The organism is Kitasatospora sp. NPDC023118 (genome assembly GCF_055560875.1).
This window is the reverse complement of sequence record NZ_JBVHHW010000065.1, coordinates 1-6411: the sequence shown is the minus strand read 5'-3', so window position 1 is coordinate 6411 and position 6411 is coordinate 1. Positions and strand designations below refer to the sequence as shown.

Here is a 6411-nt window from a genome sequence, read left to right as displayed (position 1 = left end):
GGGTGGCCCCGTCGCCGTTGAAGGTGACCGTCGCACCCGGAACGGGCACGCCGTTGCACAGCACCACCGCGGACACGACGGTGGGCTGGCCGGCGACCACCGGTGCCACCGGGGGCAGCAGGAGCACCAGGCAGGTCGGCGGCGTGGTCACCGTGACGGTGACCGGGATGGAGACGACGTTGGTGCAGGTGCAGGTGGTGCCGGCCGCGGTGACGGTGGCGGTCAGCGACACCGGTCCGGGGGTGGGGAAGGTGATCGACCCGGTGGCGATGCCGAGTGCGTTGGTGGTGGCGGTCACCGGGGTGGCCCCGTCGCCGTTGAAGGTGACCGTCGCACCCGGAACGGGCACGCCGTTGCACAGCACCACCGCGGACACGACGGTGGGCTGGCCGGCGACTATCGGGCCGACCACCGGCTGGATGATGACCACCGAACAGGTCGGCGGCGCCGGCACGGTGACGGTGATCGGCGCGAAGGTGCAGGCCGCACAGGTGCCGGCGGCGGGGGTGAAGCTGACCCCCACCACCTGACCCGCCGTCAGTCCCAGCCCCAGACTGGCCGGACCGACCACGCCGTTGACCACCGGGGTGGTGACCGTGCCCCCGCCCGGCAGGGTGTAGGTCAGGGTGCCGTTGACGGAACTCAGGCCGGCGCTGCAGGTCAGGGTGGTCGCGGCGGTCACGAGGCCGCCGACGGCGATCGACAGCGTCGTGGAGATGGTCCCGGCCGGTGCCGCGTTGACGGTGACCGTGCCGCTGTCGACCGCGACCACCGCGGGGACGGCGTTCAGGTAGGTCACCAGGACCAGCTGCGAGCCGGAGCCGACAGCCGTGAACGTCACCGGTCCGGCGGCGCCGGCGACCACCGGCACCGTCTGCGGGGCGGCGCCGTCGTAGAAGAAGACAGCGGTGACGGCCCCCGCGGGCGCGCCGGTGGCCGTGGCGGTGAAGGCGGAACACGCCGCCACGGGAGTGGGAACGATGGTTACTGCCATGTGAGCAGCCCCTTGAGTGAGTCGGGAGTGGGGCTGCCCGAACACGGCCGCGCCAGATGGTACGGCCGACGAATTCCACCTGTCAGGGTGCCCGTGCATGGGGACGGTGACCCGTCAAGCGATCACCACCCCGACGCCCCGACAGGGGAATGGGCACCCCACAGTCGGTCACTGCCATTACAACTACACCGGCCAGCCAAGGCCATACCCCCCGATCGAATAACCCGTATGGACCAACGTTCGGAACACCACCACACCCAACAGTCGCTCCGGCCGCGGAACTTGCACCGCACGGGGCGCACTGCACGACTCCGCACGCCCCGTTCCCGCCACACTGACCGCCTGCCGGAGCGGTACGCCGGCAGTTGCCGGCGGGGACGAGCGGCGATCAACCCGGCCATGTACTTCAGCGCCCGCCCTCGCGGCTCCAGCTGGGCAAAGATTCCCTCGTCGCGCCAGGCGGCGTAGTAGGCGTAGACGGTGCCATGGTTCGGGAAGTCGTGCGGGAGGTACTTCCAGGGGATTCCCGTGCGGTTGACGTAGAGGATCGCATTGGACACGTCGCGCAGTTCGACCTTTGCCGGCTGTCCGGTGGGCCTGCGGTCGAGCCGGGCTTTCCTCCAGGCCGCCAGTTTCGGCTCGATCAGGGCCCATCGGGCGTCGGACAGGTCGCTGGGGTACGGCTTCCGCTGGCTCACGACACAGCGTCTGCATGAACGTGGCGGAAGACTCCGTTCCGCTGTCCCATGGACGGTTCTATGACTTCTTCAAACCAGACGGACTTCCAAGCACAGAAGCGGACGAGACGGCCAGTCATGCTGGCGGCCAAGGCGAGGACAGACTTCCTGTATCGGGCAGATCATCGCGAATGCGGTCGGGGATGAAAGCCGCATGACGGAACAGAGCTCTCTGAACGCCCACTCAGAGGGTAATAAGCGAGTCTTCGACCGTTTTTGCGCATTGGTTTTGATCAGGGTCACTGGTCGGCGGGGGCCGTGCGTGCCGATGGGCGGGGCTGTGCGAACAATCCGGGTTCGCTCTCGTCGAGGAATCCGAGGCCGACCAGGCGTTTGAGCTTCCCGCGGGTGCCTTCGAGTGCCTTCGACGTGCTTGGGCGGCACCGGGAGATCGAGCGCCAGGCACAGGTCACGGGCGCGCAGCGGCCGTCGTTCCTGCTGGACGCCGGGCAGGTCGCCGACTGGGCCCCCGGGTCAGTCGATGCCTTCGATGATGCGGAAGTCGCGCTCGACGCCGTCGGAGAGAGCGACCAGCGCCTCCTGGTAGGCCTCACTCTCGTGTGCCGCGAGGGCCTGTTCAAAGCTGTCGAACTCGATCAGGACAGTGCGCTCGGCGATTCCAGCGTCGTGTGCGACGACCCGACCGCCACGGACGAGGAGCCGCCCGCCCCCGGCCTGGACGGCCGGACCGGCCAGCTTGTTGTAGGCAGCCAGCTTCTCAGGGTCTGAAATGGTGCGGTAGGCACTGACCCAGTAGCCCTTGGCCACGGAACCTCCAGTGTTCGGAAGAGCACATCTGACTTCGAATCCACAATTCAGATCGATCGTACCCAACGACTGGTCTGAACCGCACCGGCTTGGTCGGAGACTCTATGGTGTGGCTGTGACCAGCGATTTCGTGGCTGTCAGGTAGTGGCTGGCTTCGTATTCGGCTGGTGGGACGTGGCCTATCTCACCGTGCAGTCGGCGGTGGTTGTACCAGTCCGTCCATTCGGCGGTGGCGAGTTCGACTTCGGAGAGGTTGCGACCCCGCGTCCGAATGGTGCGTCAGCTCGCCCGCCTCCGGCCGGATGCCGGTGCGGTCGCGTTGCCACAGTGCCATTCCCAGCGCGGCCAGGACGAGGTCGGTGTGTTTGGTGGTGGCCGCGGACCAGCCGACGATGCGACGGGAGAAGGTGTCCACCACGAAGGCGACGTAGACGGTGCCGGCCCAGGCCGCGACGTGGGTGAAGTGCGCGACCCAGGTCCGGTTCGGCGCCGAGGCCACGAAGTCGCGTTCGATCAGGTCGGGCGCTCGCGCGGCGGCGGGGTCCACCACGGTGGTGACGACCTTCCGGCCCCGCACCGCGCCGGTGATGCCCAACTCGCGCATCAGCCGTTCCACGGTGCAGCGGGCCACCGCGTGACCCTGCCGGTTCAGCTCGCGCCAGACCTTCCGGGCCCCGTAGACACGGTAGTTGGCGTCGTAGACCTCGGCGATCAGCTGCTTCAGCTCCGCGTCGCGGAGCTGCCGGGCCGACGGCGACGCCTGCCGTTGCCTGTGGGCGTAGTAGGTGGAGGGGGCGATGCCGCAGTCGTGCTGCGTCAGCGCGCGGCAGATCGGCTCGGCGCCGCCGAAGCGGTCCCGGTGCTCGTCGATGAACGCTACGAGCGCAGATGTGGCCGGTCGAGCTCGGCCGCGAAGAAACTCGCCGCGGCCTTGAGGATCTCGTTCGCCCTCTTCAACTCGGCGACCTCCTTCTTCAGGGCCTGACCTGGGCGGACTCCTCGGTGGTCGTCCCCGGGCGTTGCCCGGAGTCGACCCGTTCCCGCCAGACCCACTGCCGCACAGTCTCGCCCGATCCGACGCCGAGCTTGGACGCGACGGCCTTCATCGCGGCCCACTCGGTGTCGTAGTCCGGACGGACCTCGGCGACCATGCGCACCGCAAGACGCCGCAGCTCGTGTAGGTTCCCATCCCACTTTGCGCCTTCCCACTGATTCTGCGCCTACGTCGCGCATGCGCAAGATCAGTGGGCGCTGGATGGGGTCCGACCGCAGCGCCGGCCTCCTGCCGGAGTCAGCGGCACAGCTCCATGACGGTGTCGTCGAAGACGGGAAACTCCTGGGCTGCCTGCTCTATAACGGCAGCGGCCGGTTGCTGTCGGCCCGGGGCGAATCGTTCCGCGACAGCAGCCAGTTGCTGGTTGGGACGTGGAGTCCAGTCGGGCTCGTACGACGTGGCTGCCTCCCAGGGGCCGAAGCCGCCAGCGAGCAGCCAAAGGAAGTCGCCAAGGTCGCGCGCCAGTACAGCGGTCTCGCCTTCAGAGCCGAGGAAAACGACGGGCTGGTCGATGAGTGGGCGACCTGGCCGAATCAGCCAGAGCGCCGCGTATCCACCTGTGCCGTCCTGGCCGAACACGCGGAAGTCGTCACCGCTCAACTCCGGGTTGCCGGTCCAGGCCCGGAACCAGTCGGTGGTGGCTTCCGCGGACAGGAAGTCCGGGAAGGGCTCGAAGTCGATCCCCTTGCCGTCGTCGTAGTCGAACGGGACCGCCAGCGCGGCGGCGAGTGCGGCAGGGAGTTGTCGATCACTTGTCTGAGTCACGCGGCGAGGCTAGCGGCCACCAGTGTCATCAAGATCGGCGCACCCCAGACAGACGCGACGCCGTCATCCACGAGATCGCCCACCGGAAGCCGTCCACCGAATCAATGAGGAAAGCGCAAGGACGATGAGTCAAAACCCGCGCAAGATCGCTGGGACAAGCTCCAACGGCCCAGCTCATGCCGAAGCCGAATGAAGATCACGAGTGGAACCTACAGCTCGGCGGGAAAAGGGGAGGGACGTGCCATGACTCAATCCTCTCAGAGAATCGAGTCTCCATTCGAACCGGTGCGGTTCAGTGTGGGGCGACAACGGACGGGATGGGACCGGGCTCGTTCTGGTTGAGCCCACCAGGCTCTCATTCGACCTGTCGAAAACACCCGTACCCAGGCGGCGTTCGTGGCCGGCGCCAGGGCGGCCGGGGACGAGTGCCGGCCGCTGGACTTCCTGCCGGAGGTCTACCACCGCTACGGCGAAGGCCGAGACGGCGCCGTCATCCCCGACGGCCTGCTGCACTACACCGCCGTCGCGGGCGGCCGGAGGCTGTGCCGGGCGTTCGTCGAGGTCGACCGCGGCACCATGGCCAGCGAGAAGCTCGCGTCGAAGCTGTTCGGCTACGCCCGCTTCCACGAGCACCACCCTGTGCCTGCGCACCTGCGGCGTACCGTCGCCGGGCAGAGCGTGCTGCCGGCCTGGCAGCAGCGGTACCCGGTCTTCCCGCGCCTGCTGTTCGTCCTGGCCGACACCGGCGAGCAGGCCGCCCGGCATCGGACCCGCGACCTCCAGTCGATCGCCGGCACGAGTCCGATGGTGGCCAGGATGCTCAGGACCGTGCGGGCCGGCGCGGCCCGGCTGGCCGATCTGGAGCAGTACGGCACCAGCGCAGCGGTGTGGCACACGCTCACCGACCCCCAGCGGCCCCGGTGCGGGGCCTGGCAGCTGTAGGGCCGGCACAGGAGGCGCCCCGGTGTGGGCGGGCCGCTGGGCCGCCCACACCGGGTTGACGCGAAATTCCCTGGAACTCGCGGCGTTCGGGCAGTTGACTGGCGTTCGGCACGACACCATGCGATTTGGGGAGATCTGTGGAGGATCCGGAGTTCACCGTTGTGCTGACCGGTCCCTCGGCCGGTGGGCCCACGGCCCTCAGAGCAGTCCGCACCGCCACCGGCCTGAGCCTGTGGCGCAGCAAAGAGCTCCTGGCCAGCACGCCCGTCACCGTACGCTCCGACGTGCCGTTCGGCACCGCCGTACGAATGGCGCAGGACCTGCGTCAAGCCGGTGTTGCGGCCGCCGTCCGGTGCAACTGGTGCCGACGCACCCTGCCCGATGACGGCACCTTGGTGGACCCCGGGCCGTGCACGTCTCGAATCTGGCCGATCGCTCACTGTCAGGCCAACTCACTCACCACTTGCGACTGTGGGTTCTGCACCACCTACGGCCCCCTGCCCGGCCACACCGCCCGTCAGAACACCTGAACCCGACACCGGCGAGCAGGCCGCCCGGCAGCACGTCCACGACCTCCAGGCCTTCCCCCGCTGCTCGCTCGGATACTGATCACCGTGAAGGCCTGCGCGGCCCGCCCGGAGTGGGCCGCCGGCAACCGGCCCCTGTGAAACGTCCTGCCCCACATCCCCCACCCCCGCAAACGAACCGCCACCACTGACCCGGCACCGCCGAAGTCCCGAAGCGGCCCGGCCGCGGCGCCACGGCCGCCGCCCGGGCAGGCCTACTCTGATCCACAACAACGGGAGGGCGGGGCCATGGAACTGACGGCGCGCGACAAGCGCTGGATAGCCGCGATGGGGCTGATCGGGATCGCGGTGGCAGCGTGCTACGCCGCGTGGGGCGGTGAAGCCGACTATCCGCTCCCGTACAAGAGACGCGACGCATCGGTCCTCGGCCGCATCGCGCTCGCCGACCCGTCCACGAGAAACATCGCCGTAGCGGTGGACGACCGCACGATCACGCTCGACGTCGCCTGGTCCGGCTGCGACTACAAACGAGCAATAGTCAAGACCTGTGGATGAGTTGTCGTGCGAGCGCGGGGTTATGGCAACGGGGCCGGGCTCCGCAGCCTCACATCCGTGATCTCAGCA

The 6411-nt window shown here is 68.6% G+C and carries 6 protein-coding genes and 2 pseudogenes; 3 read left to right on the top strand and 5 right to left on the bottom strand.

The genetic code is table 11. The features are described from left to right. The 5 genes and pseudogenes from ACZ3UD_RS37050 to ACZ3UD_RS37030 form a co-directional block, all read right to left on the bottom strand. The coding region (locus ACZ3UD_RS37050) for a hypothetical protein (protein ID WP_465598320.1) at nt 1–994 on the bottom strand (994 nt) is incomplete at its 3' end. Nucleotides 995–1422: 428 nt separating this feature from the next. Beyond that, nucleotides 1423–1692 (bottom strand): annotated as a pseudogene (locus ACZ3UD_RS37045) (transposase); the annotation flags it as partial. A 513-nt stretch (nt 1693–2205) separates the two neighbouring features. Continuing rightward, nucleotides 2206–2499, bottom strand: coding sequence for a DUF1330 domain-containing protein (locus ACZ3UD_RS37040; protein ID WP_392375909.1), 294 nt, complete (start codon nt 2497–2499; stop codon nt 2206–2208). 102 nt (nt 2500–2601) lie between these two features. After that, nucleotides 2602–3650: pseudogene (locus tag ACZ3UD_RS37035) on the bottom strand (IS3 family transposase). Between the two features lie 140 nt (nt 3651–3790). Next, a complete protein-coding gene (locus ACZ3UD_RS37030; protein WP_465598318.1) occupies nt 3791–4318 on the bottom strand; it encodes an SMI1/KNR4 family protein in 528 nt (175 codons plus the stop codon). Nucleotides 4319–4714: 396 nt separating this feature from the next. On the opposite strand from ACZ3UD_RS37030, the gene ACZ3UD_RS37025 reads away from it, so the two are divergent. The 3 genes from ACZ3UD_RS37025 to ACZ3UD_RS37015 all read left to right on the top strand — a co-directional run bounded on the left by ACZ3UD_RS37025 (nt 4715) and on the right by ACZ3UD_RS37015 (nt 6342). Continuing rightward, on the top strand, nt 4715–5260 hold the full coding sequence (locus tag ACZ3UD_RS37025) for a replication-relaxation family protein (protein ID WP_465598315.1): 546 nt from the start codon (nt 4715–4717) through the stop codon (nt 5258–5260). 137 nt (nt 5261–5397) lie between these two features. After that, nucleotides 5398–5790, top strand: a complete 393-nt coding sequence (locus ACZ3UD_RS37020; protein ID WP_465598312.1) for a ribosomal protein L7/L12 — start codon at nt 5398–5400, stop codon at nt 5788–5790. Between the two features lie 285 nt (nt 5791–6075). Beyond that, nucleotides 6076–6342 carry a hypothetical protein gene (locus ACZ3UD_RS37015; protein ID WP_465598309.1) on the top strand — a complete coding sequence of 89 codons (267 nt, stop codon included), beginning with the start codon at nt 6076–6078 and terminating at the stop codon, nt 6340–6342. The last annotated feature ends 69 nt before the right edge of the window (nt 6343–6411 follow it).

Coding starts and splice junctions, on each gene's coding strand:
- ACZ3UD_RS37015 (WP_465598309.1), top strand. CDS start 6,076: ATGGAACTGACGGCGCGCGACAAGCGCTGGATAGCCGCGATGGGGCTG.